The sequence below is a fragment of the Euzebyella marina genome, assembly GCF_003687485.1.
Taxonomy (GTDB): domain Bacteria; phylum Bacteroidota; class Bacteroidia; order Flavobacteriales; family Flavobacteriaceae; genus Euzebyella; species Euzebyella marina.
Genome location: NZ_CP032050.1, coordinates 3,171,040 through 3,196,009 on the forward strand (window position 1 = coordinate 3,171,040; position 24,970 = coordinate 3,196,009).

At 37.4% G+C, this 24,970-nt stretch carries 26 protein-coding genes, 1 tRNA gene and 1 pseudogene; 19 read left to right on the forward strand and 9 right to left on the reverse strand.

What is annotated here, in order from left to right:
- Entirely contained in the window at window positions 1-384 is a 384-nt protein-coding gene (locus tag D1013_RS13640) for an START-like domain-containing protein (protein WP_121849359.1), read from the reverse strand.
- Window positions 385-522: 138 nt separating this feature from the next.
- On the opposite strand from D1013_RS13640, the gene D1013_RS13645 reads away from it, so the two are divergent.
- A tRNA-Met gene (locus tag D1013_RS13645) sits at window positions 523-596 on the forward strand.
- A gap of 83 nt (window positions 597-679) precedes the next feature.
- Here D1013_RS13645 and D1013_RS13650 read toward each other — a convergent pair.
- The gene (locus D1013_RS13650) at window positions 680-862 is read right to left on the reverse strand and encodes a tyrosine-type recombinase/integrase (protein WP_121849360.1); all 183 of its coding nucleotides are present in this window, start codon (window positions 860-862) and stop codon (window positions 680-682) included.
- Window positions 863-1,217: 355 nt separating this feature from the next.
- On the opposite strand from D1013_RS13650, the gene D1013_RS13655 reads away from it, so the two are divergent.
- Both D1013_RS13655 and D1013_RS13660 read left to right on the forward strand, forming a co-directional pair.
- On the forward strand, window positions 1,218-1,976 hold the full coding sequence (locus D1013_RS13655; protein WP_121849361.1) for a hypothetical protein: 759 nt from the start codon (window positions 1,218-1,220) through the stop codon (window positions 1,974-1,976).
- A gap of 216 nt (window positions 1,977-2,192) precedes the next feature.
- Complete coding sequence (locus D1013_RS13660; protein WP_121849362.1) at window positions 2,193-3,173, forward strand: hypothetical protein; 981 nt, start codon at window positions 2,193-2,195, stop codon at window positions 3,171-3,173.
- 13 nt (window positions 3,174-3,186) lie between these two features.
- Here the strand turns inward: D1013_RS13660 and D1013_RS13665 are convergent.
- Window positions 3,187-4,148, reverse strand: a pseudogene (locus tag D1013_RS13665) (IS110 family transposase).
- Between the two features lie 343 nt (window positions 4,149-4,491).
- On the opposite strand from D1013_RS13665, the gene D1013_RS13670 reads away from it, so the two are divergent.
- Entirely contained in the window at window positions 4,492-4,848 is a 357-nt protein-coding gene (locus tag D1013_RS13670; RefSeq protein WP_121849363.1) for a hypothetical protein, read from the forward strand.
- A 418-nt stretch (window positions 4,849-5,266) separates the two neighbouring features.
- Entirely contained in the window at window positions 5,267-6,307 is a 1,041-nt protein-coding gene (locus D1013_RS13680) for a zinc-dependent alcohol dehydrogenase family protein (protein WP_121849365.1), read from the forward strand.
- 162 nt (window positions 6,308-6,469) lie between these two features.
- Here D1013_RS13680 and D1013_RS13685 read toward each other — a convergent pair whose 3' ends face one another.
- Window positions 6,470-7,606: an IS110 family RNA-guided transposase gene (locus tag D1013_RS13685; protein WP_121849366.1), complete on the reverse strand. Its 1,137-nt coding sequence runs from the start codon at window positions 7,604-7,606 to the stop codon at window positions 6,470-6,472.
- 158 nt (window positions 7,607-7,764) lie between these two features.
- Complete coding sequence (locus D1013_RS20400; RefSeq protein ID WP_162987906.1) at window positions 7,765-7,914, reverse strand: hypothetical protein; 150 nt, start codon at window positions 7,912-7,914, stop codon at window positions 7,765-7,767.
- Between the two features lie 184 nt (window positions 7,915-8,098).
- Here D1013_RS20400 and D1013_RS13690 point away from each other — a divergent pair, with 184 nt between their 5' ends.
- The 5 genes from D1013_RS13690 to D1013_RS13715 all read left to right on the forward strand — a co-directional run bounded on the left by D1013_RS13690 (window position 8,099) and on the right by D1013_RS13715 (window position 10,968).
- Complete coding sequence (locus D1013_RS13690) at window positions 8,099-8,668, forward strand: DapH/DapD/GlmU-related protein (RefSeq protein WP_121849367.1); 570 nt, start codon at window positions 8,099-8,101, stop codon at window positions 8,666-8,668.
- Window positions 8,669-8,736: 68 nt separating this feature from the next.
- The gene (locus D1013_RS13695; RefSeq protein ID WP_121849368.1) at window positions 8,737-9,135 is read left to right on the forward strand and encodes a cyclophilin-like fold protein; all 399 of its coding nucleotides are present in this window, start codon (window positions 8,737-8,739) and stop codon (window positions 9,133-9,135) included.
- Window positions 9,136-9,382: 247 nt separating this feature from the next.
- Window positions 9,383-9,676, forward strand: coding sequence for a type II toxin-antitoxin system HigB family toxin (locus tag D1013_RS13700; protein WP_121849369.1), 294 nt, complete (start codon window positions 9,383-9,385; stop codon window positions 9,674-9,676).
- Window positions 9,677-9,678: 2 nt separating this feature from the next.
- The gene (locus tag D1013_RS13705) at window positions 9,679-10,035 is read left to right on the forward strand and encodes a helix-turn-helix domain-containing protein (protein WP_121849370.1); all 357 of its coding nucleotides are present in this window, start codon (window positions 9,679-9,681) and stop codon (window positions 10,033-10,035) included.
- A 414-nt stretch (window positions 10,036-10,449) separates the two neighbouring features.
- Window positions 10,450-10,968 carry a hypothetical protein gene (locus D1013_RS13715; RefSeq protein WP_162987907.1) on the forward strand — a complete coding sequence of 173 codons (519 nt, stop codon included), beginning with the start codon at window positions 10,450-10,452 and terminating at the stop codon, window positions 10,966-10,968.
- A gap of 117 nt (window positions 10,969-11,085) precedes the next feature.
- On the opposite strand, the gene D1013_RS20595 is transcribed toward D1013_RS13715, so the two are convergent.
- Window positions 11,086-11,217, reverse strand: coding sequence for a hypothetical protein (locus D1013_RS20595; protein WP_262688119.1), 132 nt, complete (start codon window positions 11,215-11,217; stop codon window positions 11,086-11,088).
- Window positions 11,218-11,389: 172 nt separating this feature from the next.
- Here D1013_RS20595 and D1013_RS13720 point away from each other — a divergent pair, with 172 nt between their 5' ends.
- Together D1013_RS13720 and D1013_RS13725 are read left to right on the forward strand one after the other, a co-directional pair.
- Window positions 11,390-12,715, forward strand: coding sequence for a hypothetical protein (locus D1013_RS13720; RefSeq protein WP_162987908.1), 1,326 nt, complete (start codon window positions 11,390-11,392; stop codon window positions 12,713-12,715).
- Between the two features lie 420 nt (window positions 12,716-13,135).
- Window positions 13,136-13,897 carry a CPBP family intramembrane glutamic endopeptidase gene (locus D1013_RS13725; RefSeq protein WP_121849374.1) on the forward strand — a complete coding sequence of 254 codons (762 nt, stop codon included), beginning with the start codon at window positions 13,136-13,138 and terminating at the stop codon, window positions 13,895-13,897.
- 109 nt (window positions 13,898-14,006) lie between these two features.
- On the opposite strand, the gene D1013_RS20600 is transcribed toward D1013_RS13725, so the two are convergent.
- Window positions 14,007-14,132, reverse strand: coding sequence for a hypothetical protein (locus D1013_RS20600; protein ID WP_262688122.1), 126 nt, complete (start codon window positions 14,130-14,132; stop codon window positions 14,007-14,009).
- A gap of 176 nt (window positions 14,133-14,308) precedes the next feature.
- Between D1013_RS20600 and D1013_RS13730 the strand changes: the two genes are divergently transcribed.
- The 4 genes from D1013_RS13730 to D1013_RS13745 all read left to right on the forward strand — a co-directional run bounded on the left by D1013_RS13730 (window position 14,309) and on the right by D1013_RS13745 (window position 17,420).
- Window positions 14,309-14,761 carry a hypothetical protein gene (locus D1013_RS13730; protein WP_121849375.1) on the forward strand — a complete coding sequence of 151 codons (453 nt, stop codon included), beginning with the start codon at window positions 14,309-14,311 and terminating at the stop codon, window positions 14,759-14,761.
- A 448-nt stretch (window positions 14,762-15,209) separates the two neighbouring features.
- Window positions 15,210-15,911 carry a hypothetical protein gene (locus D1013_RS13735; RefSeq protein ID WP_121849376.1) on the forward strand — a complete coding sequence of 234 codons (702 nt, stop codon included), beginning with the start codon at window positions 15,210-15,212 and terminating at the stop codon, window positions 15,909-15,911.
- Between the two features lie 15 nt (window positions 15,912-15,926).
- Window positions 15,927-16,781 (forward strand): hypothetical protein, encoded by an 855-nt coding sequence (locus D1013_RS13740; RefSeq protein WP_121849377.1) that lies wholly within the window; start codon window positions 15,927-15,929, stop codon window positions 16,779-16,781.
- Window positions 16,782-16,856: 75 nt separating this feature from the next.
- Window positions 16,857-17,420 (forward strand): SUKH-4 family immunity protein, encoded by a 564-nt coding sequence (locus tag D1013_RS13745; protein ID WP_121849378.1) that lies wholly within the window; start codon window positions 16,857-16,859, stop codon window positions 17,418-17,420.
- A gap of 435 nt (window positions 17,421-17,855) precedes the next feature.
- Here D1013_RS13745 and D1013_RS13750 read toward each other — a convergent pair whose 3' ends face one another.
- Both D1013_RS13750 and D1013_RS20405 read right to left on the reverse strand, forming a co-directional pair.
- Window positions 17,856-19,430, reverse strand: coding sequence for a reverse transcriptase domain-containing protein (locus D1013_RS13750; RefSeq protein ID WP_121849379.1), 1,575 nt, complete (start codon window positions 19,428-19,430; stop codon window positions 17,856-17,858).
- Window positions 19,431-19,983: 553 nt separating this feature from the next.
- Entirely contained in the window at window positions 19,984-20,127 is a 144-nt protein-coding gene (locus D1013_RS20405; protein ID WP_162987909.1) for a hypothetical protein, read from the reverse strand.
- A 310-nt stretch (window positions 20,128-20,437) separates the two neighbouring features.
- On the opposite strand from D1013_RS20405, the gene D1013_RS13755 reads away from it, so the two are divergent.
- From D1013_RS13755 to D1013_RS13765, 3 genes are all read left to right on the forward strand, one after another.
- Window positions 20,438-21,556: an ATP-grasp domain-containing protein gene (locus D1013_RS13755; RefSeq protein ID WP_121849380.1), complete on the forward strand. Its 1,119-nt coding sequence runs from the start codon at window positions 20,438-20,440 to the stop codon at window positions 21,554-21,556.
- Window positions 21,557-21,676: 120 nt separating this feature from the next.
- Window positions 21,677-22,321, forward strand: coding sequence for a dihydrofolate reductase family protein (locus D1013_RS13760; RefSeq protein WP_121849381.1), 645 nt, complete (start codon window positions 21,677-21,679; stop codon window positions 22,319-22,321).
- A 240-nt stretch (window positions 22,322-22,561) separates the two neighbouring features.
- Complete coding sequence (locus D1013_RS13765) at window positions 22,562-24,910, forward strand: TonB-dependent receptor (protein ID WP_121849382.1); 2,349 nt, start codon at window positions 22,562-22,564, stop codon at window positions 24,908-24,910.
- Window positions 24,911-24,970: the final 60 nt, after the last annotated feature.

Genomic DNA, 24,970 nt, shown 5'->3' on the forward strand with positions numbered 1-24,970 from the left:
CTACTTGGATCCGAGAACCTGTTTTAGGTCTGATACCTGGTTTCTCCAAAGCATTTTAGCTTCTTCGTCTTCGTCTTCTTCGGCAAAATCGGTAATGAACAACGACACATCTTTGGTGATTTCGTCTACAATGATCTTCATTTCGAAGAAAGAGCCATCTTCATTGTCTACCCATGAGAATTTCACGAACTCATCGCTTTTTCTCTTAAGCAATTTGGCCTGCTCTTCGGCACCGTCCCAAATGAAAGTAAAAATTTCGCCTCTAGAGTTTACATTGTCTGCAAACCACTCTGATAGACCTGATGGGGTCGATATATATTGATATAGTAATTGCGGGGAAGCCTGTATTACAAATTCAAGTTCAAATTTTAACTTATCCTCCATTCTCAACGTTTGTTTCTTACGGGCAATATATAGATTTCCTTATGATAAAAAAATAAAACCCAAAGATTATTTTTTATGGTTGTAGTGTTGAAGAACCCGAATTTTACCATTATATTTGCAGCCGTTTTCAAAACAAGAGGCGAGGTAGCTCAGCTGGTTAGAGCGTCGGATTCATAACCCGGAGGCCGAGGGTTCAAGTCCCTCTCTCGCTACAAAAGCAAAGATTTTGTAAATCAACGGATTGTGGTAAGCAATCCGTTTTTTTATGCGCTTATTTTAACGATGCCGCCCCCACTCAATCATCAAAAGGGCTTACTATATGGTGTATGGTAGGCGACGAAACTTGGGTATAAAGCATAGTCGTTTTTATAGAGTTGTGCCCGAGCAATTTTTGGATGACCCTAATATCGGCACCTTTTTCTAAAAGATGGGTAGCATACCTATGCCTTAGGGTATGAGCGGTTATAGGTTGATTGATCTTGGCCTTTTATGTTGTGTATTAAAGGGATTTCTCAATGTCACAGCATTAACACTTTGCGTTTCTCCCTTGCACTTTTTCACTATCTTAGGTCCACAGCCAATAGGAGCACAAACAGGGCACGCTCGCGGAACTCCTGCCAACAAAGGTCAAAACGAACGGCTCAAAGCTCCCACGGCGCCATAAAACCATGTTTTAGCGCCGCTCGCTTTAACCATGGGCGTTGGCTGTAATGTTGAAGAGGACTGCAAATCAATCATTCTAGACATATATAATGCAAGAAGCACTCAAAGATAGATTAGATAAGGTTTTTCAGAATATGAAAGCTAATATGGCTAAAGTAGATTAACTTAGCATGTATAGCAATGAAATATTTGCTGACTTTCCAAGAAGTTTGCCTAAGGATTCTAAGGAAAAGCTAAAAAAAGACAGCACTATTTTAAATAAGGTTGTAAAACAGCTGGATAAAGAACAATTTAATCTACTGACGGAGAAACACTATGAGAAATTAGGGTTATCTAAAGAATCCTATCGATTAATTGAAAATATTAGCTTTTTGCAAACTGTGGAAAAAGATATTACTTCCGTTGATTTTCAACAAGTATTATATCAGCAAGAATTTATATCGTTGTTTTCCTATCTTGAAGGTTACTTTCAGGATGTTCAGAGGATATTGTTTGAAAATGACAGAAGTCTTCTTGCTAATGATGATAAAGTAATTGCGCTAAATAAAATATTGCAAGCAGAATCCTATGACAAATTAATATCAAAAATAATTGATGAAAAGCTGGAGAAGTCTGGATATGAAAAGATATCATCAATTATACAAAAATGGAAAAAAGAACCGTTTAAGATTATTTTAAAACTAAAGAAAAGCGAATTAGAAGCATTAGAAAAGTTCACTTGCATAAGGAATATCATTGTCCACAACAACTCAAAGATTAATACTGACCTAATTAAATATTTGGATAGTGGAAAATATAATGTTGGATTAACTTTTAAGCTTGATTCCGAAATTATGAAAGAATATAAGGATTTGATATTTGAAATAATATTTTCAACATATATGGAAATCTGTTCTCGATACCCAACGATAATTGAAAATGAGGAATAAAACATAGCAGCCAACAAAAAATATACGTAATGCGGGGTGATGCTAATAATTTGAAGCTTATAACAATTATAAAACATTGTATAGGTTTGATAACTTGGAGCTTTGAAATCCCGCACTCCGCATATTCAGACCGTTAGCCTACATATGAGAAACTGCTTACTTTGCGACAAAAATCCAGCTGACGAGACAGGTTCTCACATTGTACCTCATTTTCTAATGAAACGAATTGATAATGAAGTTGGAACTCGAGCTAGAGATAAAGAATTAGGTTTCAGAATAACTCAAGACACAACCGAATCTTATTTTGGGAGTGCTGTTCTACCCGAAAAACTTGAAGAAGTATATGGCGAAGTCACAGATGAAGTAATTGAAAACAATAAGATTGATGGAATTGTGGATAATTATTTCTGTAAAAGATGTGAAAAACGGTTTGGGACTTTCGAAAGTGAATATTCGAAAAGTTTAAATAAAAACACTTCAATAAGTGAAAATTACATTAGTGAAAAAAGACCATTTCTAAGCTTTTTATTTTGGGCATCAATTATTTGGAGGTTGTCTATTCAAGACGATAGCGGATTTAAACTTAAGCTCAAGGAAGAAAATAAATTACGGAGAATACTCGACAAATATTTAGTTTTAGAAATTAACGAATTAACAATTGACAAGTATGATTCGGACTTATCTGATATCGGCTACAAAGTAGTTCGTTCACCAAATTTTTCAGATAAATATAGTACTTGGCTACATTGGTCGCCATATTATGAAAGGCCATATTCTCTAATAATCGATGAGTATCTAATTTTCTTTTATTTCAAGAAAAGCTATTTAAAAGGAATGGTAAAAGAATTTTATGGTTCTGAAAAATTTAAAAATCAGGCTGATTTTAATACACCATTTTCAGAAGAAAAAATTTATGGTATAGCTCACGAAGATTATCAAATTATTTCAGAAAATATCGCACAACTTGGAGCAAGAAAAAGAATTGAAAACCTAAGTTGGAAATTAGATATGATTCACCAACGCTTAGGAGGAAAGGGAAAACAAATGTATCCAGAATATAAAAATGAAATAATGAAAAGAATTGCAAATAGCGAAGAGGTTTTAGCTAAAAAGGGAACAAAAGAGGAATATATTAAAATTATTGTTGATACAATTGATGAACTGAATAATACGTGGGCTAACAAAGAACTGAGGTGAAAAACAAGCTTTTTTAGCTCAATGTTGACACAAAGTTCTCATGATATGGAAGTCCGTTTTTTACTACGCCAAAAGCTTGTTTGAGTAGTTTGTTGCATACGGCGATCAAAGCCAGTTCTTGCTTTTGCCTTTGGCTACCAATCGTTCATAAAGTGCCTTACAGGCCCTATTATATTTACAGGCATTAAAGCTACACATGAACAGTAATTTACGGAGTTTTGGATTACCCATTTTGCTTATTCTTGGCCTTCCCTTGATACTTGAACCGGATTCTCTGATTGTTGGAGTAAGACCGGCATAACTGCATAGTTCACTTGAGGTATCAAAACGTCTAAAACCGTCAGTAAAAACTAAAAGCAATAATGCCGATTTATTACCTATTCCAGGAATTGATTTAAGTAAGGTAAGTTCTTTTGCATTGACCTGCCTTACCTTTTCTTCCAATTCACCTTCAAGTTTTGCAATCTCCTTTTCGGTATGGCGTAATTGTCTTCTTAAAGAATTGACGACCGATTTTGATGGGTTTCCCAAAACCGCTTCTCCATGTAGCTTGTTCTTTAATTGGGTGGTCTGTTTTGTGTAAGTGGCCAGTAAACGGACTATTTGCAGACATTCTTGCTGTGATTTGCTTTCTCCCTTCCATAAATCGGGATTCTGGCTCGATCCATATTCAAAAAGTTGTTTGGCATCACTCTTATCGGTCTTCACCTTACTGAGTCGCATCTGTATAAAGCGTTTTACCTTCAAGGGATTCTCCACTGAAACCGCCCTGCCATTTTCCAGAAGGAAATATGCAAGCTTGTAATGATAATAGCCCGTGGCTTCCATTACAAATTGCGAATGTACTCCACTAAGTTTCATCAGCTTTTTAAAACCTGAGTAACTGTTCTTGATTTGATAAAAAGTGTTTCCGTCATAAACATCCAAGGTATCCTTACTAACATCGACACCTACAAAATCTTTATTTTTAACCATAGATAAATGAATTGGAAAGAAAAAGCTACTGGGTATTCCACAACTTGAAAGCGAGATCTAGGTCTCATAGAACTGAACGAATTCAAAGTAGTAAAGCGTAGGGATTATCAATGTTGACGAAATCTAGGTTTCTCGGTGTATATTAACCTTATTCTACGCTTTTTTCTTTCTGGTTTATTGCATTAAAATAACTAGAATCAAACTTAAGACGTGTATAGCTCATTGCGGCTGAATTCCTAATCGGAATTCATTGCAATTTGCTATCTTTCGGTAACGGCGGAAAATCATAGCTGATTTCCCGCAACGACCCATACACAAGACCGTTGGGCATAATTTAAATCAAATGGACTTGATCCTTGAAAACCTCCAGCAATCAGAGGGTTCTTTTTGTGAAAAGCTAAATCAGGACGGAGATTTTGACCAAAGACTGTTTGCAGAATTAATACTACATATTGACGGACTTAATTCTCGGGACTTGACCGAAACTGAGCGATTGCGGACAAGTTCCAAACTGTGGGAATTGGCCTATCGAATTCAATCTAGTCTTGGATATAATTACAATCAGAACGATATCTTTAAAATTGTGAATATGGATGGAGAAAAACTGGTTGAAATTGGACAGGTTCTTGAATATATCTGTAAGTCATTTTCAGAAGGCAAACAGTTTGACATGGATTTTATTCATGAAATGACTAAATAAAAACTATGCCCAACACCGGCTATAATTCATTGCTAGATTCTGACCAACTTTAAAACTATTAACCATTAACAGGGCCCGATTTCTAACCGACAATTTTCTACGGAAATCGCCGCAACGAAATCATAGCCCAACCGTTGGCAGAAATGTACCTTTGGTAACGCGAGCAGCGCGTTCGCAAGACTGCAAACGCTCCCGTGCCCGCTCATACCTGCCAACGCCCATGCATACGCCTTTTGCGTTTCTCCCTTGCACTTTTTCACTATCTTAGGTCCATAACCCATACGAGCACAGACAGGGCGCGCTCGCGGAACTTCGGCCAGCAAAAGTCAAAACACTCCCGAGGCGCCATAAAACCATGATTTAGGGCCACTCGCTTTAACCAGGGGCGTTGGGCATAATTTGAAGAAATATAAAAAAAATGAAAGCAGCCGTATTTGAGGAATTTAAAGGAAAAATTCAAATAAATAATGTCTCCTATCCAACACCAAAAAGTCACGGAGTAGTAATAAAAATTAAAGCAACAGGTATGTGTTTAAGCGATTGGCACGCTTGGCAAGGACACGATAGTGATATAATATTACCTCACGTTCCGGGACACGAATTAGCAGGAGAAATTGTGGAAATTGGAAAGGATATTAAAAATTTTAAAATAGGTGACCGTGTTACAGTTCCTTTTGTAGGTGGATGTGGTAGTTGCTATCAATGTCATTCTGGAAACCACCAAGTTTGTGACAATCAATCACAGCCTGGATTTACACATTGGGGTTCATTTGCAGAATATATGGCCTTAAATCACGCAGATTTAAACCTTGTGAAGTTACCCGATGAAATAACATATGAAACTGCCTGTATACTTGGATGCAGATTTATAACTTCATTTAGAGCTGTTGTTGAACAAGGAGGGTTAAAAGGTGGTGAATTTGTTGCAGTACACGGTTGTGGTGGTGTTGGCTTATCTGCTATTATGATAGCAAATGCTTTAGGTGCACAAGTAATTGCAGTAGATATAAATGATAAAACCTTAAATCTAGCAAAGGAACTTGGTGCCATAGAAACAATTAATAGTAAAAATTCAAAAGATATAATTGGAGAAATAAAGGAATTAACTAAAGGAGGTGCTCACGTTTCTCTAGATGCTTTAGGTCATCAAGAAACTTGCTTTAACTCAATTTCTAATCTTCGAAAAAGAGGAAAACATATACAAGTTGGCTTAATGGCTGGTTCTCATAAACATCCACAAATACCAATGGATAAAGTAATTGCTGATGAACTTGAAATATTAGGAAGTCACGGTATGCAAGCATACAAATACCACGAAATTTTAGAAATGATAAAAACAGGAAAACTAACTCCTGATAAACTTTTAGAGAAAACTATTTCACTTGAAGAAAGTATAGAGATATTACCTGAAATGAATAAGTTTAAAAGCAGTGGTGTAACTGTAATTAACTCATTTTAATAAAAACTATGCCCAACAATGGCTATAAGTAATTGCTTGTTCTCGCCTACTTCTGAAAATCCTTTCGGATTTTCAGTTTGGTGCGTACTTGCAAAGTTAAGTGCTAACCCACGCAACTACTCATAGGTACTGTGTCTAAAAACAAGTTTTTTCCTTAAAATTTTAGGAAACGAGTTGATTTATCAAATTGTTATCCTGTGCAGCAATGGCTTCATGCTTTTGCTGCTTTTTTGTTTCATAGGCCGCATCATAGACTTCTTCATTTTTCCATAAGGTGTACATCAATATCAATAACTTTCTCTGAACGGCTATCAAGGCAACCAAAGGTTTTGCTTTGTTGGGCTTCAGCCTGTTATAGAATCGTTTCAACGTCGGGTTGCAGCGTACACAGGTCATCGATGGCATGTGCAGGACCGCCCTGATATGGCTGTTCCCCTTTTTACTGATGACTGTCTTTCCCTTGAAATTGCCGGATTCACGCAATACGACATCGTAGCCTGCATAACTTGTCAATTGTTTTGCATTGGTCATCGACTCAAAGCCCAATGTCTCTCCTACCACTGTTGCTGCCGATATAAAAGAGATCCCAGGTATGCTCATTATAAAACCGATCTTTCTTTCCAGTGCTTCGTTCTTTGATACGATCTCTTTCATCTCCGCCTCTATCATTTCTATTTGGCCGTTGAGAAGCTTGAGTCGGTCCCTGTGCCGTTTTACGGCCTTGGTACTACCATGGACACCCGAATCGATGGCCCCTTGACGGTTGGTCTCCGTAACCCTGTCCTTTAACAAGGAACTGCGCTCCCTGCTCAATGCCTTTAGCTCCTGTAATTCTTCACTGGGCGGCCGCCAAGGACGAATACTTCTTTCAATACCCAGCATACTGAGCATTTTGCTGTCCAGGGCGTCCGTTTTCGAACGCTGGTCCAGACTCTGGGCATAGCGCTTTACCCGACCGGACTGCATTACACAGACCGTATAGCCATGTGAGTACAGATAATGGGCGATACCCTGGTGGTATACTCCCGTGGCCTCCATGACGACAACTAGCTCAACAGGGCCATCAACCGATCTCTTCAACCATTTTAAAAGTTCCCTGTAACCCGATAGGTCATTGGGCACATCAGGATGTGACATGAATTCCTTCTCCAGCTTATCCGTTAGGAACCCGAGGGATAAGGATAAACTCAATTTGGAAACATCGATGCCCAGACTTTGTTTCAACCGTTTTGCCATAACATCATTTTTTAGGCTACAATCCTCTTTGCCATCCTTGCTCGCATTTGATTCGGCCTCCATGAACAGGGCCTAGGTACTGTCCGGATTCCAAGAAGATTATAGAAGGGCGGGATTTCTATGAAACGATATCATTGGATGTATCTAGCCGAGACCTCTCTGTCCCTTCTATTCTAGCTCTTATTAATAATTGGGAAACTACTATATTTATCAATAATTGATTATTTGCCCCTAAACATACGAGCCGAGACCGTTGGCAGAAATGTACCTTCGGTAACGCGTGCAGCACGTTCGCAAGAATGCAAACGCTCCCGTGCCCGCTCATCCCTGCCAACGCCCATGCATACGCCTTTTGCGTTTCTCCCTTGCACTTTTTCATTATCTTAGGTCCACAGTCCATAGGAGCACAGACAGGGCACGCTCGCGGAACTCCTGCCAACAAAGGTCAAAACGAACGGCTCAAAGCTCCCGCGGCGACATAAAACTTTGTTTTAGCGCCGCTCGCTTTAACCATGGGCGTTATGTGTAACCTTGAAAAACAAACCGAGTAAATGAATGAATAATTCAGAAAAAAATATATTCGAGAGATTAATAAGTGGTGAATCTGTTCCATTCAATGACCCAGACTATTCTCAAATCGGAACTGCTGTTAACGAAACAAAAAAACTGCTTGTTAAGCTCAATAATGAGGTGGATGATAAAGAAATCCGAAAATTATTGAGCCAAATTATTGACCAAAGAATTGATGAAAGCACGACAGTATTTACACCATTTTTCACCAATTACGGAAAGAATATAAAACTTGGCAAAAACATATTCATAAACCACGCTTGTTCTTTTTTAGATTTGGGTGGCATAACCATAGATGACAATGTAATGATTGCCCCTAGAGTAAATTTGACTTCTGAGAGTCATCCAATTTCAGTAATTAACAGAAAGACATTAACTGTTGGACATATTCACATAAAACAAAATGCTTGGATTGGAGTAAATGCGACAATTTTTCCAGGCGTTACAATTGGAGAAAATTCAGTTGTAGCTGCAGGTGCGGTTGTTCATCAAGACGTGCCTAATAACACAATTGTTGGTGGCATACCAGCGAAAGTAATCAAGCAAATAGATTAGACGTGAGACTTTTAATAATTATACTAGCAATTTTAAGTTGCACTAATATTTCTTCAAAAAGTGGAAATATGGAAAAAACAACTATTGAAGATGAAAAAATGAACACAAACCAATCTACAGAGATTTCAATAATAGTTGGCGACACAAACTATAAAACAACTTTAGCAAACAATGAGCCTGCTAGAGAATTTTTAGAAATGTTACCGTTAACCTTAAAAATGAAAGACCTGAACAGTAATGAAAAGTATTTCAATATTTCAAAGAACCTATCGACAGAAACCATAGACGTAAATTCGATTGAATCGGGAGATTTAATGTTATGGCAATCAAATACTATTGTTCTCTTTTACAAAGATTTTAAAACTTCTTATCGCTACTCGAAAATTGGAAAAATTCAAAACCCAAATGGACTTATGAAAGCATTGGGTAAAGGAGATGTTGAAGTGGAATTTAAAAAAGTTAAATAAAAGGCTACACACAACAATGGCTATAAGTAATTGCTTGTTCTCGCCTACTCCTGAAAATCCTCGCGGATTTTCAGTTTGGTGTGTACTTGCAAAGTTAAGTGTTAACCCACGCAGCTACTCATAGCCGAGACGTTGGCAGAAATGTACCTTCGGTAACGCGTGCAGCACGTTGGCAACAAGCTGAAAAAACAAACATTATTACCAATTTGGTAACTTTTTTATTATATTTGCGACAAACAAGTATAATGTGAGAGTAATAGCGAAACGAACTTTACGAGACTTTTGGGAGAAACACGCTGACTGTGAAGAACAATTAAAGTCTTGGTTTAGAGAAACTGAAAAATCCGAATGGAAAAATATAAATGAATTAAAAAACGATTATCCGAGTGCAAGTATTTTAAAAGACAATCGAATTGTTTACAATATTAAAGGCAACAACTACCGATTAATTGTAAAATTCAACTTTGAATTTCAAATATGCTGGATAAGATTCATCGGAACTCACGCAGAATATGATAAAATAGACGCAAATAATATCTGATTATGAAAATAACACCAATTAGAAACGAAAAAGACTATCAAAAGGCACTCGACAGACTTGAGGACATTTTTGACGCAAAAAAAGGAACTGACGAGGGAGATGAATTAGAAATTCTTTCAATCTTAATTGACAGATATGAAAATGAGAACTCTCCAATTGGAATGCCTGACCCAATTGAGGCAATCAAATTCCGAATGGAACAAATGGGAATGAAACAAAAGGATTTAGCCGAAGTTGTTGGATTTAAAAGTAGAGTAAGCGAAATTTTAAGTAAAAAACGTAAACTAACTTTAGGAATGATAAGAAAATTAAATTCAACTCTTCACATTCCAACTGAAGTCTTAGTACAAGATTATTAATAAAAAAAGCCAGTTGCCAACAATGGCTATAAGTAATTGCTTGTTCTCGCTACTTCCGAAAATCCTCGCGGATTTTCAGTTTTGTGCGTACTTGCAAAGTTAATCGCTAAACCACGCAACTACTCATAACCGAGACGTTGGCAGAAATGTACCTTCGGTAACGCGTGCAGCACGTTCGCAAGAATGCAAACGCTCCCGTGCCCGCTCATCCCTGCCAACGCCCATGCATACGCCTTTTGCGTTTCTCCCTTGCACTTTTTCACTATCTTAGGTCCACAGCCCATACGAGCGCGAACAGGGCACGCTCGCGGAACTCCTGCCAACAAAGGTCAAAACGAACGGCTCAAAGCTCCCGCGGCGACATAAAACTTTGTTTTAGCGCCGCTCGCTTTAACCATGGGCGTTAGCAAACATATGCCAAAATCAATCGGAATATTAATTTCGCTCTCAATATCCCTTTTATTTTCCTGTAAAAGCGAACCGATTAGGCCATTTGAATTTTCAGTAAACGACTATAATTATGCAAGTGCTTATTCAATGGCTTACAAATTGACAGAAAGGGAATTAACAATTACATTCAGAGGGGAATTGGAGGGGGAAAGTGATAGTCTTCTATTCTCGACCTCTGACTTGCCAAAATCAAAAATAAGAAGGATTTCATCTATAAAATTGGACAGCCTAAATGATATTTACATGAACAACTGTGTTTCGGATGGGGATGTAAAAATGGTCGGACTTAAAAAGGATTCTGTTATAAAATTCGTTCAATTGAATAACTACTATCATCCGGAATTAAGTCCTGTTTTTGAAATGATTAATGAATTAGTTCCCGATAAATTCAAAATGTATCACGACAAAAAAGACTTAAAAGAAAAAATGAAGAATTGTGACAGCTTCAACATAATAAGGAATAGAGAAGAAATTGGAAAATAAATACGTTTGCTAACATTGTGTATAATTAATTGTGGGCGGAATTTCCAACTGGAAATTCCTGCAATCAATTATATTTACTTCAGGCGGACAGTTTCCGGTGGAAATGTATGCAACTAATTATACACGAACCGTTGGCAGAAATGTACCTTCGGTAACGCGTGCAGCACGTTCGCAAGAATGCAAACGCTCCCGTGCCCGCTCATCCCTGCCAACGCCCATGCATACGCCTTTTGCGTTTCTCCCTTGCACTTTTTCACTATCTTAGGTCCATAGCCCATACGAGCGCGAACAGGGCACGCTCGCGGAACTCCTGCCAACAAAGGTCAAAACGAACGGCTCAAAGCTCCCGCGGCGACATAAAACTTTGTTTTAGCGCCGCTCGCTTTAACCATGGGCGTTATGTGCAAATTGAAAAAAAACTATGTGGATTAGATATCATTTAAAATGTCATAATTGTAAAAAAGTAACTAATCTTAGATTACATCTACTATCAAGAGAAAAACAAGATATAAAATTTAATTGTCCTAATTCTGATTGTCAAACAGCTCTTGAAGCTAGATTGGACATTGATTATGAGAAATTTCAGAGCTATACAATGGACGTTCCTAATGCAAGTTTTCAAGGATTTCATCAGAATTTTTTAGAATCTTTGGATTTCAAAGTTTTACGTGGAGAACAAGCTGAGGGAGATTTCGAATCAGGAGATTTCTTTTTAGAATATTCCGACAAGTTACCTGTTAAAAAAGCAGGTACAGAACCTCATAATAAATTTATGGCTACAGTACGTGACCCTAAAAATGTTATTGAATCAGGGCAAAGAGATAATATTCGAACTTTATATGATAATGATAAATGGAATGAACTTAAAGACTTAGTTACTGCATACCAAATCTTTAATAAGAAAAACATTGAAACAATAAGTAATCGATTAAAGAAAGAATGCGTTTTACTTCAAGGAAAGGAGTTTGATTTCCAAACTGACTTGGGTTTTGTGAATGCATATTTCTTTATTTTAAACCATTTTTTATTCCCTTGGATTGATTACGATAAACATTCAGATTTTATACAATATTTATTTGACACACTATTTAAAGAAAGTGCCTTTAAAAATCTACAATTAAATGAGGTCGCAGATTATTACACTAATGATTCTTTTTTACAAAACTTCAATCACGAATGCTCGTCACTAATTAATGAGTTTATTGATTTGAGGTTTAATTTCGTATATACTTTCCAAGACATTGATTTTAAAGAAAAAAATATTTCTATAATTAATTTCACCAAATTGAAATCATTTTACACAGATTGCTTTGAGTTTTTAGGAAGATATAGCGTAATTCCAATAAAATTTATGAACTATGTAGAGAGAGGAGATATAACAAATATGCCCTCAGGAATACCAAGAAATGTAAACAATCCAGATGATTTTGAAAATCTTAGTAATGGTAGTAAAATGGAAATATTTAACCAATATTCCACTGGAGAAGTATTAGAAATATTTGAGAATAGATTTGATTCAAAATTAAGAAATGGAATTAATCACTTTAAAGCAAAACTTGATAGCAAGTCACAAATCATTTCTTATTATCCAATTACAAAAAGACCTAATGAAGAATATCAAATTAGCTATAGTGAATTTTTATTGAAAAGTTTGAATATTTTTGAAAGTGTTCTAAGACTGAATCAGTTTATAAAAATGTTCCACTATTACAATAGAGATAGAAAATCTGCACATAACAATGTATAACCGCAATTTATTCACGAATTTTTATTTTTTAAGGAGTTCATCGGTCGCTGCGCTTGGTCGGCGGATTCGACTACGTCCGAATCCACTCGGAATTGCTAACGTCTGTGCTAAACCGAAAAATTTGCGTACTTTAACCCGTAACTGACGGTTATACGAGACCGTTGGCAGAAATGTACCTTCGGTAACGCGAGCAGCACGTTCGCAAGAATGCAAACGCTCCCGTGCCCGCTCATCCCTGCCAACGCCCATGCATACGCCTTTTGCGTTTCTCCCTTGCACTTTTTCACTATCTTAGGTCCATAACCCATACGAGCAGAGACAGGACACGCTCGCGGAACTCCTATCAACAAAGGTCAAAACGAATGGCTCAAAGCTCCCGCGGCGACATAAAACCATGTTTTAGCGCCGCTCACTTTAACCATGGGCGTTAGTGGCAAGCTGAAAAATCGACCTCCAATAAAAAGAATGACAAAAAACTTTTACCTGATTTTATTTCTTTTTACTTCAGTCCTATTGTTAGGTTTCTATTTCACATCTGAAATAAAAGACTTTTTGTTGGCTCACTTAGGTCATTTAGGAATAATGCTCGTATCCGGACTACTCTTAGTTGCACCGAATAAAGGAAAGCTCCCTAAAAAACAATCTTCATCATTCATGGTAGACCACATTTTTGGAGTAATAACCGGAACTTTAGGACTTCTATGTTTAGGTAATTTTATTCCAGTCCTTGCAACTAAATTAGCTGGAATTGAAATGTCAAGATTTACAAAATCTGCTGAATTTAATCGAATTTTAATCATCGTAATTTCAATTTCAATCTTTGAAGAAATTCTCTTTCGTAGGATTTTAGCCCAGAAGATTAATAATTCGTTAGGATTTAAAAAGGCGATTTGGATTTCCGCATTGATTTTTGGATTGGTACATATTTATTCAGATACTGGAATTTTAAACGCCTCTATTGCAGGTGGAATATTCGCATACATCTATCTCAAGACAAATAACATTTACTTGAGTATCTCAGCTCATTTAAGTTATAATCTGACAACGTATTTCCTAACACCTGTATTTATAAAAAACTTTGATGGTATAAATAAATATTCGATAATAGTTTCGTTTATCATAACTGGAGTAATACTAATTTTTGGAATGACAAGAATTTTAAATAAAAAAGCCAATGGGTAACAATGGACATAACTCATTGCAGAGAATTGGTCGTTGGGCTATATCGGCAGCCACAAACTGTTTACAAACCTGAAAATTCATGACCCTTTTATCCTAACGAAATCATACACTAGAACGTTGGCAGAAATGTACCTTCGGTAACGCGTGCAGCACGTTCGCAAGACTGCAAATGCTCCCGTGCCCGCTCATCCCTGCCAACGCCCATACATACGCCTTTTGCGTTTCTCCCTTGCACTTTTTCACTATCTTAGGTCCATAACCCATACGAGCACAAACAGGGCACGCTCGCGGAACTCCCTGCCAACAAAGGTCAAAACGAACGGCTCAAAGTTCCCGCGGCGACATAAAACTTTGTTTTAGCGCCGCGCGCTTTAACCATGGGCGTTGTAATGCATTAAAACCAACCTGGAATTGATAAACCAAATCCTATTAAAGGACTCGATTGAATTCAACGGAACTATATCTGAACTGAAAGAAAAGATAAGGTTGAAAAGAGAGCGTAATTTTGAGTTGGAATGGATTGGCGAAAATAATTTTAAATTTCTGTCAAAATTTTCACTTGGAACTTTAATAGTTGACGGATTTCCTGGAGCAACTGATGGAATTAAGGGCTATGGAAAATTGATTGAAACTGTAAATGGTAATACTCGAATTGAACTGAAAACAAAAATGCGGATTGAATTATATTTTGCTCTATTCGTTTTCGTGTTTATCTTCTTTTGTGGCTATATGGCTGGCGAAAATTTTCCAATTTGGATTTATTTATTACTTCCTGTATCGCTTTTATGGTTTTGGTTTATTTTTAGAATGCAGGAAAAGAAACTATTTGAACAATTAAAAAAATATATTAACGGAATAAAATAGCCCATTACAACACTGGCTATAATCCATTGCTTGTTTTTAGTTAATTGAAAATTTCCAACTTTTAACAACCTATGATTCCTACTCGGAAAATCCTGCGGATTTTACTCGCAACGAAATCATAACCTTACCGTTGGCAGAAATGTACCTTCGATAACGCGTGCAGCACGTTCGCAAGAATGCAAACGCTCCCGTGCCCTCTCATACCTGCCAACGCCCATGCATACGCCTTTTGCGTTTCTCCCTTGCACTTTTTCACTATCTTAGGTCCACAGCCCATACGAGCGCAGACAGGGCACGCTCGCGGAACTCCTGCCAACAAAGGTCAAAACGAACGGCTCAAAGCTCCCGCGGCGTCATAAAACCGTGTTTTAGCGCCGCTCGCTTTAACCATGGGCGTTGTGTGTAATTTGAATAAACTTAAAGAACTAGCATTTCAATCAAAGACAAAGTGAGCATATTCTCTTATCATTTAATCAGACTTCCATTTTTTGAAGCAGTAAGGAGAATATTCTCAAGTCCAATTTCCAAAGACACTAAAGGACTTGTCCATTCCGAGTATATGACCGCAATGACCTTAGGGTCTCCAATATTCTCGACTTCACGAGTTTTGGTAGGACAAGTAGTTGTTTTTATGCAATGGGAAAATGAAAATGCGCTTGAAAACTATTTGGAACAGGACAGTTTTGGAAAAACTTTAGCAAGAGGTTGGCATGTGCGTTTATCTTTTATCAGAGAATGGGGAAAGTTTAGCGGATTTAAAATACCAATTGATAAAGACCAATTAGAAAGTCCAAATTCTCCTGTTGTTGCCGTTACCATTGCAAGAATGAAACCTTCGGCAGTTCCTAGATTTATACATTGGGGCAGACCCGTTGAGAAGCTTGTTAGAGACCACCCAGGAACAACCCTCTCGTTAGCCTCAGTTAAGTTCCCTAACACAGTCTCGACCTTTTCAATTTGGAAATCTGAAAAAGAAATGACCGATATGGTGCATGGTCATAGTAAAGTGGAAAAACCGAAAAGGCATTCTAGCGCAATGCAGGAAAGGGAAAGAAAAGACTTTCATTTTGAGTTTACCACACTTCGATTTAAGCCTTTAGCGGAGTTTGGACAATGGAAAGGTCAATCGAATTTTATTCCAAAAAAATAAACCTTGTTTGTGGAGATGGGAATAGCTAGGAAAAATCAAAGCATTCAGGATTGGATTACTCAACAATGGGTTATACTGTTTGGACAAAGAATTGACCATAAAAAACACCAATGGCTTTTAGGCCCATTTGGAGGAACAAAAGGAATCGGGATAAAATTCGTTGAGCAGTTAGCTAAAGATGAGAGTTTAGTAATTGATAGACAAAGAAAAAATCAAGGACTACTTGATTCAATTCTAAATCTCGGACTGCCAGAAACTGAACTCAAAAAACTGTCTCCAAACGTAATTGACTTCTATGAAAACACATCAAACTATAATCTGCTCCTAAAGGCAAAATGGAACCCATTTTTCAAAATTTTCGGAACTCTAGTAAAATGTGTTTTCAGTAGGAGAATTGAGCAACTTAATGTCCCTATTAGAAACTTAGAAGATGGCTCAGGACTAACCAATGAAATAATAAAATTAGTCGATTCAGAATCAGACGAAATTAAAAGGACAATTTGGTTAAGAACATTTAAATCGACAGGTCAAATTGTATACTCAGGAGTTTATGAGACATGCTCTTTACCGAATACACAGATTTGCATCAAAGCTATATTTCCTTTACCAAATGGAAATGCTACGGTAATTTTAACTCCTAGTGTAGGCAAAAATGGAGAACTCATTTTAGATTCTTCTGGACAAAGAATCGGAGATAGTGGATTTTACTTTTTGCTTAAGGATTCTAAAGGACAATTATGGAGTAAATTTATCAAATCCTTCAAAGACAAATTGGTCGTAAGTAGTGAAAATGATAGAATTACAGCCTTACAAACTTTAACCTTGTGGAATTTGAAAGTTCTTGAATTTGAATATAAAATAAAAAAATAACACACAACAAAACCTATAAGCAATAGTGCCCTGCGGGACCCAACTGCTTATGGTTAAACAGATAGCTTTAATATAATGCCAGATGTGAGTTTTTTAAATAAATGGAATAAGCTAGAATTACTTACAGCTCTTTCTAGTTCTAGAGACAAATTTAAATTAGACTCAAAATCAACCGAATTTTTATTTGATATTGGATTGCCCAATGGTGTCCTAGAATTAAGTTTCGATTATCTGACGGAGGATTTGGAAACTGTAAACGAAACTTGGGAAATTGGAGATGCAGAATTTGACAAGTTCGTAAATATCGGATTTAATGGTTCTGGCGACCCAGTTGTGATTAACACTGAGAATGGAGAAATTGTGTATCTAAATCACGACGACGGATTTAAGGAAATATACATAAACGCCGATATTGAGAAGTTCGCTCGTTGCGCAATTGAAATAATTGAATTTCAAGATAATCTGAAAAAAATAAAACCAGAGTCTTACTATCCAACCGAATTTTCAGACGAGGATTTAATAAAATTAAAAAATACTCTGACCCAAATCGATAATAGAATATTTAAAAATGATACTCATTGGAATTACACAGTTGAATATTGGATTTGGGAAAGAGAAGATGAAAGAAAAAAGTACTAAAGCTAACAACGGCTCAAATCCATTGCTCGCTAAAGGCTAAACCAAGAAACAGTATATTTAATTTGGCTCAATTCCTACTCCGAAAATCCTATTGATTTTCATCGCAAAGGAATCATAGTCAAACCATTGGTATCAACATACCCTCGATTAAGCGAGCAGCACGTTCGTAAGAATGCAAACGCTCCCGTGCCCGCTCATCCCTGCCAACGCCCATGCATACGCCTTTTGCGTTTCTCCCTTGCTCTTTTTCACTATCTTAGGTCCATAGCCCATACGAGCACAAACGGGGCACGCTCGCGGAACTTCTGCCAACAAAGGTCAAAACAAACGACTCAATGCTCCCGCGGCGAAATAAAACCGTGTTTTAGCGCCGCTCGCTTTAATCATGGGCGTTGTAGCACATTTCAAGAAACTACGAACAATAAAGATTGAGATTTACATTTTGGATACTTTTTCGCCAATTTGTTTATATGCCTTTTTCATTTCCTTTTCAAACATTGGCCAAAATTTTGAATATTGATTTTTGATTGTATCATCACCATTGATAGGTTTCATAACACGATTAGCTTTTTCTAAATAGCTTATGTAGTTACCCCAATATTGTTCTTTAGATTTTGAATATCCAGTTTCTGATTTTGGGTCTGGTTTATATATCAATCTTCTTTTTGCACCTTTATAACTAAACCTTTTATAAAGTCTTTCCTCAAAAAGATTATGACTTTTATTCTCTGGTTTTGTAGCGAAATGAACACCTCTTCGAAAAGCTCTTTTCATACTTCTGTAGAATTTTGAAAAGCCAACAGTTTTTACTCTAACTTTTTTGCCATCATATTGAAAACCTAAATATTCAAGTTGTTTATTTGGAACAACTACATTCTTTTCGTTTACAATTCCACCGACAAATTCGCCTTTAATATTTTCATATCGATAAATATTTGTTTTTTCAGGTTGTATGTCAAGCTTTGCTAAATCCTCAATGGATTTGCGAATTAAATTGTTAAAATAATCTTCATTTTTTTGGTCACAAACTATAATTAAATCATCGCTATATCTTTGGTAGTAAGCATTTTTTTGTTGGGTCTCGTTAAATACCAACTCATCAAAATCAAGCATATAAATATTTGCAAGAGTTGCACTCATTGGAGTTCCTTGAGGAATTCCTTTCAAATCACAATTTTCTCGACATCTTTTATGTTGATGACTACAACTTTTTTCAACTCTTATCAAATTCGTTGCTTCTCTGAAAAAATCTTCTTTTGAGCAATATGTAACAACTCTTTCTCTTTTTAAATTCCAAATATGCTTGACCCTTTTGTAACGTAATTTCGTTTTCTTATCATCATTTTCGATTCCACGTTCGACTATAAGTCTATTTTGGAACTTACTAAATAAATCTAATTCATTAACATACCTCTTTGAAATTAAGCTTTTATATACATTATAATGGTCTTCAGGCAAGCTATTAGATTTTAAAACACGTTTCCATTGTTTATGCAAAATTCTATGGTCAAGATTGTCAAAAAATGATGTAACATCAGCTACTATCATCGACAACTTACGATGCTTGTTTTCTTCAATAAACTTAAATGTTTCAAAAGCGAACTCGATGTTACTTTTATTACCTTTCTTGCCTTCAACAATAGGAATTTTTCGATAAGCTACTGCGCTAACGCCATAGTCTTCATTTTCAAGATAATTCTCATAAGCTTCAGTTAAATTATGACTGTAATAACTATAAACAATAGAATCAAGATGTGAGGCGTAAAATATTGGACGTTCTTTTGGTTTTTGTACTGACCTTTGTCTTTTCTTGAACTTATTTTTTGGAGCTTCCTTGTTTGGTCTATACTTACGCTGATAAATTTTCTTATGAAGTAAAGGTGTGAATTTATGATTGGCGATTTTATCAGGATTTGTGACATATTCTATTACCCAACCTTTATCCTTTTTTTTGGTTAGTGGTTTACCTATGTGTGGATACTTTTTAAATTTTAGCCAATCTGGAATCATAAAATAAAAAAAGGGCTGGTCGTGGCCTGCTTTATGATGGTACAATCCTTATGCTACTTTACAGCGTTTAAACCTAGGTAGCGCCACTCATCGTTAGAATTAAATTCGTATCTTTAATACTTATAACTATGTTACAAACATCTCAAATAGAACTCAAGTCATCCCTTGACCTTGTACAGGGCTTACGCTTTCTTGTTACAGATTGCGCCTGCATTTGGTTTTCTGGAATGCGTCTTCACACGTCAGCCAATTCCTGCGCGTGATACACCGAAGTGCATTGATAATAAAACGTGACCATCAGCTGTGTTCCCAGCCCAATAATGTCTTTCCTTATATCAAAAATAATACCAATTCCTTTTTGTCAGTAAATTTACATGGTTATTAGTGTTTTTATCCGTTAAAAAATAACAACTGAAAGAATGTCAGCTATTTACGAACTGAATTCGGACAAAAAACGTGCTACAACAATGTGTATAATTCATTGCTAGAAAAGGCTTACTTACAATAATTCCTGCGGAATTTTCAGCTCGCTGTGTACTTGCAAAAGTCCGTGCTAACCCACGCAACTGTTCATTGCCGAGACCGTTGGTATAAATGTACCTTCGTTAACGCGAGCAGAACGTTCGCAAAAATGCAAACGCTCCCGTGCCCGCTCATCTTCTTCAACTTCATTTTCATTTTTTCCTACGGGTTTCAAATATGGTAAATCTGAGTGGCATGGCCCTATAAACCGCCTACGGAATTTCTATTATTAAAGTTCAATGCCAACGGTAGGCTCATAGAAAGGATTCCACCGCCGATTTAAAACCGATAATAGGGGTACGATTTCGCTGTGTAGTTGTACTGACAATCAATGTGCCGATGATTGCCCTTTGGTAGTACGATTAAAAGCAATGAAATTTTTAAATTAGTGCCTGACAACTCTTCTTTGCCTAATCTCTAATTCATTTATACACCTTCAAACTATAATGGTTATAGTCAAAACCAACCAAAATCCATTTTGAAGAATGAACAAAAAGCTTTATTTGGTCTATCCGAAAAGTGCAGAATCGGGCACTATTGAAACGCTTCCCAACACCGAGGGAATGAATCTCATAGACGAAGACGAATTCCTAAAACTGCAGAAATACTTTAATGGTTCCGAAAAAGTATGCATTACCTCTGAAGCATCTTTAGAAACGGTCTTGAAAACCCTAAAAGATCCGATTAAAAAAGAAGGAATCATGGCGATGAAAGAAAAGCAACTGTTTCGCAGTTTGCTAAAAGAAATGTACCCTGCTTTTGAATACTATCCAGTTTCCTTTGATGATATCGAAACCTTAAAAATACCCTCAAAGAAGATTATTAAGCCTATCAAAGGGTGTTTCGGAACGGCCGTTAAAACCATCGACGAACATAGCGACCTCGGCAAGGTATCGAAAGAGATAAAGTCAGAAATCGAGAAAAATTCGGCCGTACTTTCCAACAGTGTACTTTCCCAAAGTGAATTTATGGTAGAAGATTATATTGAAGGTGACGAATATGCGGTAGATATGTTCTACGACTCCAAGGGCAGGCCCCATATCGTAAATATCTATTTTCACCCCATACCCAAGCATACTGAATACCTACATATGATTTACTATACCAGTAAATCGGTGTTTGAAACAATATTTGAAAAAGCCATTACTTTCTTTAATAGACTGAACGAAGAACTTCAATTAAAAAACGTGACCTTGCATTCAGAGTTTCGTTTTTCAGATGATTTGGTTCCTATAGAAATCAATGCCATGCGTTTTGGCGGAATGGGTCTAGGCAACATGATATACCACGGTCTTCAGGTGAATCCGTACCAACATTTTATCGAGGAGAAGAGTCCTGATTGGAAGAAAATCTGGCAGCAACATCCTACGACCAATTTTGTATTTTTTATCGCTTACAATGGCACACAAATAAACAAAGACCTTCAACGCCCTAACCTAAAAAAGCTAGAAAGCAGGTTTACCAAAATTCTCAACAAAAGTATTTTTGATTATCAAAAACAACTTGCTTTTGGCACCTTTACCCTAGATGAGGATAACGATAACATTGAAAGGCTACTACAGATTGACTTTAACGATTATTACGAGGATATCGTTAGTAATTAGCTGAAATCAAAAACCACACATGCCATATGAACACCTTTGATATGGGCAGTTACTGTCAAAAAGCTAATTTTTAATGGTAGCTACATTGTATCTTTAGATAGATTAAAATAAATCTCTCTTATGGGCAAAATCAAGGTATTGGCATTTTCCATTTCATTGGACGGTTTTGGTGCAGGGCCGAAACAAAGTCAAGAAAACCCTTTGGGCATTAGGGGCCATGAGCTGCACACCTGGATGCACCCTACCAAAATGTTCCATAAAATGATGGGCAAGCCGGGAGGAACTGAAGGAATTGATAATGATTTCGCCGAAAAATCAATGGAAAATATCGGGGCCTGGGTCATGGGGCGTAATATGTTCGGCCCCATTCGCGGTGATTGGCCCGATGAAAAATGGAAAGGTTGGTGGGGTGATGAACCTTCGTACCACGTGCCCGTTTTTGTACTTTCCCACTACGAAAGAGAGCCTATAAAGATGAAGGGCGGTACTACCTTTTATTTCATAACCGACGGTCTATCTTCCGCCATCGAAAAAGCCCGAAAAGCGGCCAACGGAAAAGACATACGCATAGGCGGCGGTATCTCGATGATAAGACAATGTTTAGAAGCCGGTTTTATTGATGAATTGCATTTATCGGTATCCCCTGTTTTTCTTGGTGATGGGGAACATTTATTCGCCGGTATTGATATGGCCCGACTGGGTTTCAATAATATAGAAAAGATTGAAGGTGAAAAAGCGACCCACATCCTGTTAAAAAAGGGATAACATAAGTCAGCCATGTGCCGATTTTTTTCCACGAAAGTCTCACTGATTTTTTGAATAAAAACCCATCAATTCTTCCAAGATTGACATAATAGTCAACTTCTTTCTATTTTTTTTCATCCGTGAATTACTGAGAACCAAACGGTTCTAAAATCGTTTTGCTTTTACAAGAAGAATGTCTTGCGAAAGCTGCATTTTAGAGTACTTTTGCACCTGTTTATATTAAGTCTAAATAAATACAGGATGAAACATTTATTCTCCCTACTATTCATTATGGGGATGCTATCGGTTTATGCGCAAGAAGCCTCCATTAATGGAAATATAACCGATGAAAACCAACTACCAGTCGTATATGCAACCATTGCTTTAAAAGGAACTTCTAAGGGAGCCGTAGCCGATGAAAACGGAAATTACAATCTTTCAGGCCTAAAAGCAGGCTCTTACACTATTCAATTTTCAGGTGTTGGCTATGAAACGGTTACCCAACAGATTTCAATTACTGCGAATGAACGGCTAGAACTGAATATAACCATGAACTCTTCGACGCAATCGTTGGATGAAGTGGTAATCACATCGAACAGGGTTCGTGAAACGCTAGATGAAGTACCTTCATCTGTTTCCGTCATCTCCCCCCAACAAATAGAAAATTTAGGGCAGACCAGTACCAATGTCGCCGATGTACTTCTAGAAGTACCCGGTATTTCACTAAGTACCAATCAAACCAGTAACACCGGACAGACCTTAAGGGGTCGTAAAATGTTGGTCTTGATCGATGGTATACCGCAATCGACCCCGTTAAGAAATGGAAATAGAGATATCAACACCATTGATCCTAGTGCTATAGAGCGTATAGAGGTCATTAAAGGAGCCACCGCCATTTATGGAAATGGTGCCGACGGAGGTATTGTTAACTATATCACCAAAAAAACCAAAGCGGCCAAATCTTTTGAAAGCACCACCTTCTTGGGAAGCACCGGAGCATTAAAGAATATCGATAAAACGGTCGGGGCCAATGTAGGCCAGACATTTTCGGGCAACATCGATGATTTAGGCTATGTAGTTAGCGGTACCTTTCGCCAGACCGGTGTTTTCCGTGATGCAAATGGTGAGGTGGTATCACCGTATTACGGTATAGGTGAAACGAGCCAATACAGCCTTTTTGGCAAGTTGAATTATGATATCGCAGACGACCATCAAATAGAATTAATGTACAATTACTTCAGTAGTAAACAGAATTCAGACTATATAGCCGAAGTAGGCACGTATGGTGAAATTCCTTCTATTGGTGTTATAGGTGAAGACCTCAGTGTCGATCAAGGCAACCGCTACAACCACAATGCACAATTGACCTATAATTTCTTGAATATTTTTGGAGAAACTGACTTCAAATTGAATTTATACGCCCAAGATTTTAGAACGGTCTATGGTTACACCGTAAGTTTTTATGATCCGGATTTGGGCTTTGAAGGCGGACAATCATCGATAATCTCTACTAAAATGGGAGCTCGTTTTAATTTCAACACCCCATATCAAATGGGCGACCTCTCAGGTAACGTATTATATGGTGTCGATATTCTTAACGACGTAACGGCCCAAGAATTGATGGATGGTAGGCCCTGGGTTCCGGAAACCGATATGACCAATTTGGCCCCGTACCTGCAATTAAAATCGCTGTATCGAAATTTTGTTTTGAAGGCGGGTATTCGTTTCGAGAACATAGGGATCGATATACCCAATTACACTACCCTTACGAGGTACAATACGGGCGAAACCGAGCCTAGTAGCGGTGGTGTAGCCGTTGAAGGAGGCAATCTTGAATATAACGCCACTACCTTCAATGTCGGCCTACGATACAACAAATGGCCTGTTTTTAAACCATTTGTCAGCTTTTCACAAAGTTTCTCTATTGCCGATTTAGGCAGAACCCTTCGTTCGGCCACCGAGAATACCGTAGCGCAAATTAATTCCGACGCCGTTATCGCCAACAATTATGAAGCCGGTTTCAACAGCCGTTTGGGCAAAACACATTTCAGCGGAGCATACTTTATAAGCACCTCTAAATTCGGCGCGACCTATCGAGAGTTAGAAAGCGGCGTATTCGAAATTGCGCGTCAACCCGAACGCGTATACGGGTTCGAGCTTGCTTTGGACACCCCGTTGACCGATGACCTTACTTTTGGGGGTTCTGTATCGTATACCGAAGGTAAATTAGATGAAGAAGACAATGGTAACTTTGATACCTATATGAACAGTGACCGCATTCCACCATTAAAAACGGTTACCTATCTATCCTACAATTACAACAAAAAATTGAATGCCAGAGTATCTTACATCTATTCGGGTAAGAGAGACCACTTTGAAGCCAACGACTCGGGAGATTATTCATACGGCCAAGGACCTGTAAGTGCCTTTGGTTTGGTGAACCTCACCTCTAGTTACCAAATTTCTCCATCCACAAAAATAGGACTAGGTATTGAAAATCTTTTGAACAATGACTACTACAATTTATTGTCGCAATGGGCAGCTAGAGACAATGATTATATAAAAGCGAACGGTGCACGCTTTAATCTTTCAATGACTGTTCAATTATAGACATATCTTTGAGAAGGCATCCTAACACTATTTTTTTTGGATGCCTTCCTAATAAAAGAA

What these genes read in the sequence shown, in the direction of transcription:
- D1013_RS13640 (WP_121849359.1), bottom strand. Translation starts at nt 384, where the DNA reads ATGGAGGATAAGTTAAAATTTGAACTTGAATTTGTAATACAGGCTTCC.
- D1013_RS13655 (WP_121849361.1), top strand. Translation starts at nt 1,218, where the DNA reads ATGTATAGCAATGAAATATTTGCTGACTTTCCAAGAAGTTTGCCTAAG.
- D1013_RS13660 (WP_121849362.1), top strand. Translation starts at nt 2,193, where the DNA reads ATGAAACGAATTGATAATGAAGTTGGAACTCGAGCTAGAGATAAAGAA.
- D1013_RS13670 (WP_121849363.1), top strand. Translation starts at nt 4,492, where the DNA reads ATGGACTTGATCCTTGAAAACCTCCAGCAATCAGAGGGTTCTTTTTGT.
- D1013_RS13680 (WP_121849365.1), top strand. Translation starts at nt 5,267, where the DNA reads ATGAAAGCAGCCGTATTTGAGGAATTTAAAGGAAAAATTCAAATAAAT.
- D1013_RS13685 (WP_121849366.1), bottom strand. Translation starts at nt 7,606, where the DNA reads ATGGAGGCCGAATCAAATGCGAGCAAGGATGGCAAAGAGGATTGTAGC.
- D1013_RS13690 (WP_121849367.1), top strand. Translation starts at nt 8,099, where the DNA reads ATGAATAATTCAGAAAAAAATATATTCGAGAGATTAATAAGTGGTGAA.
- D1013_RS13695 (WP_121849368.1), top strand. Translation starts at nt 8,737, where the DNA reads ATGGAAAAAACAACTATTGAAGATGAAAAAATGAACACAAACCAATCT.
- D1013_RS13705 (WP_121849370.1), top strand. Translation starts at nt 9,679, where the DNA reads ATGAAAATAACACCAATTAGAAACGAAAAAGACTATCAAAAGGCACTC.
- D1013_RS13715 (WP_162987907.1), top strand. Translation starts at nt 10,450, where the DNA reads ATGCCAAAATCAATCGGAATATTAATTTCGCTCTCAATATCCCTTTTA.
- D1013_RS13720 (WP_162987908.1), top strand. Translation starts at nt 11,390, where the DNA reads ATGTGGATTAGATATCATTTAAAATGTCATAATTGTAAAAAAGTAACT.
- D1013_RS13725 (WP_121849374.1), top strand. Translation starts at nt 13,136, where the DNA reads ATGGGCGTTAGTGGCAAGCTGAAAAATCGACCTCCAATAAAAAGAATG.
- D1013_RS13740 (WP_121849377.1), top strand. Translation starts at nt 15,927, where the DNA reads ATGGGAATAGCTAGGAAAAATCAAAGCATTCAGGATTGGATTACTCAA.
- D1013_RS13745 (WP_121849378.1), top strand. Translation starts at nt 16,857, where the DNA reads ATGCCAGATGTGAGTTTTTTAAATAAATGGAATAAGCTAGAATTACTT.
- D1013_RS13750 (WP_121849379.1), bottom strand. Translation starts at nt 19,430, where the DNA reads ATGATTCCAGATTGGCTAAAATTTAAAAAGTATCCACACATAGGTAAA.
- D1013_RS13755 (WP_121849380.1), top strand. Translation starts at nt 20,438, where the DNA reads ATGAACAAAAAGCTTTATTTGGTCTATCCGAAAAGTGCAGAATCGGGC.
- D1013_RS13760 (WP_121849381.1), top strand. Translation starts at nt 21,677, where the DNA reads ATGGGCAAAATCAAGGTATTGGCATTTTCCATTTCATTGGACGGTTTT.
- D1013_RS13765 (WP_121849382.1), top strand. Translation starts at nt 22,562, where the DNA reads ATGAAACATTTATTCTCCCTACTATTCATTATGGGGATGCTATCGGTT.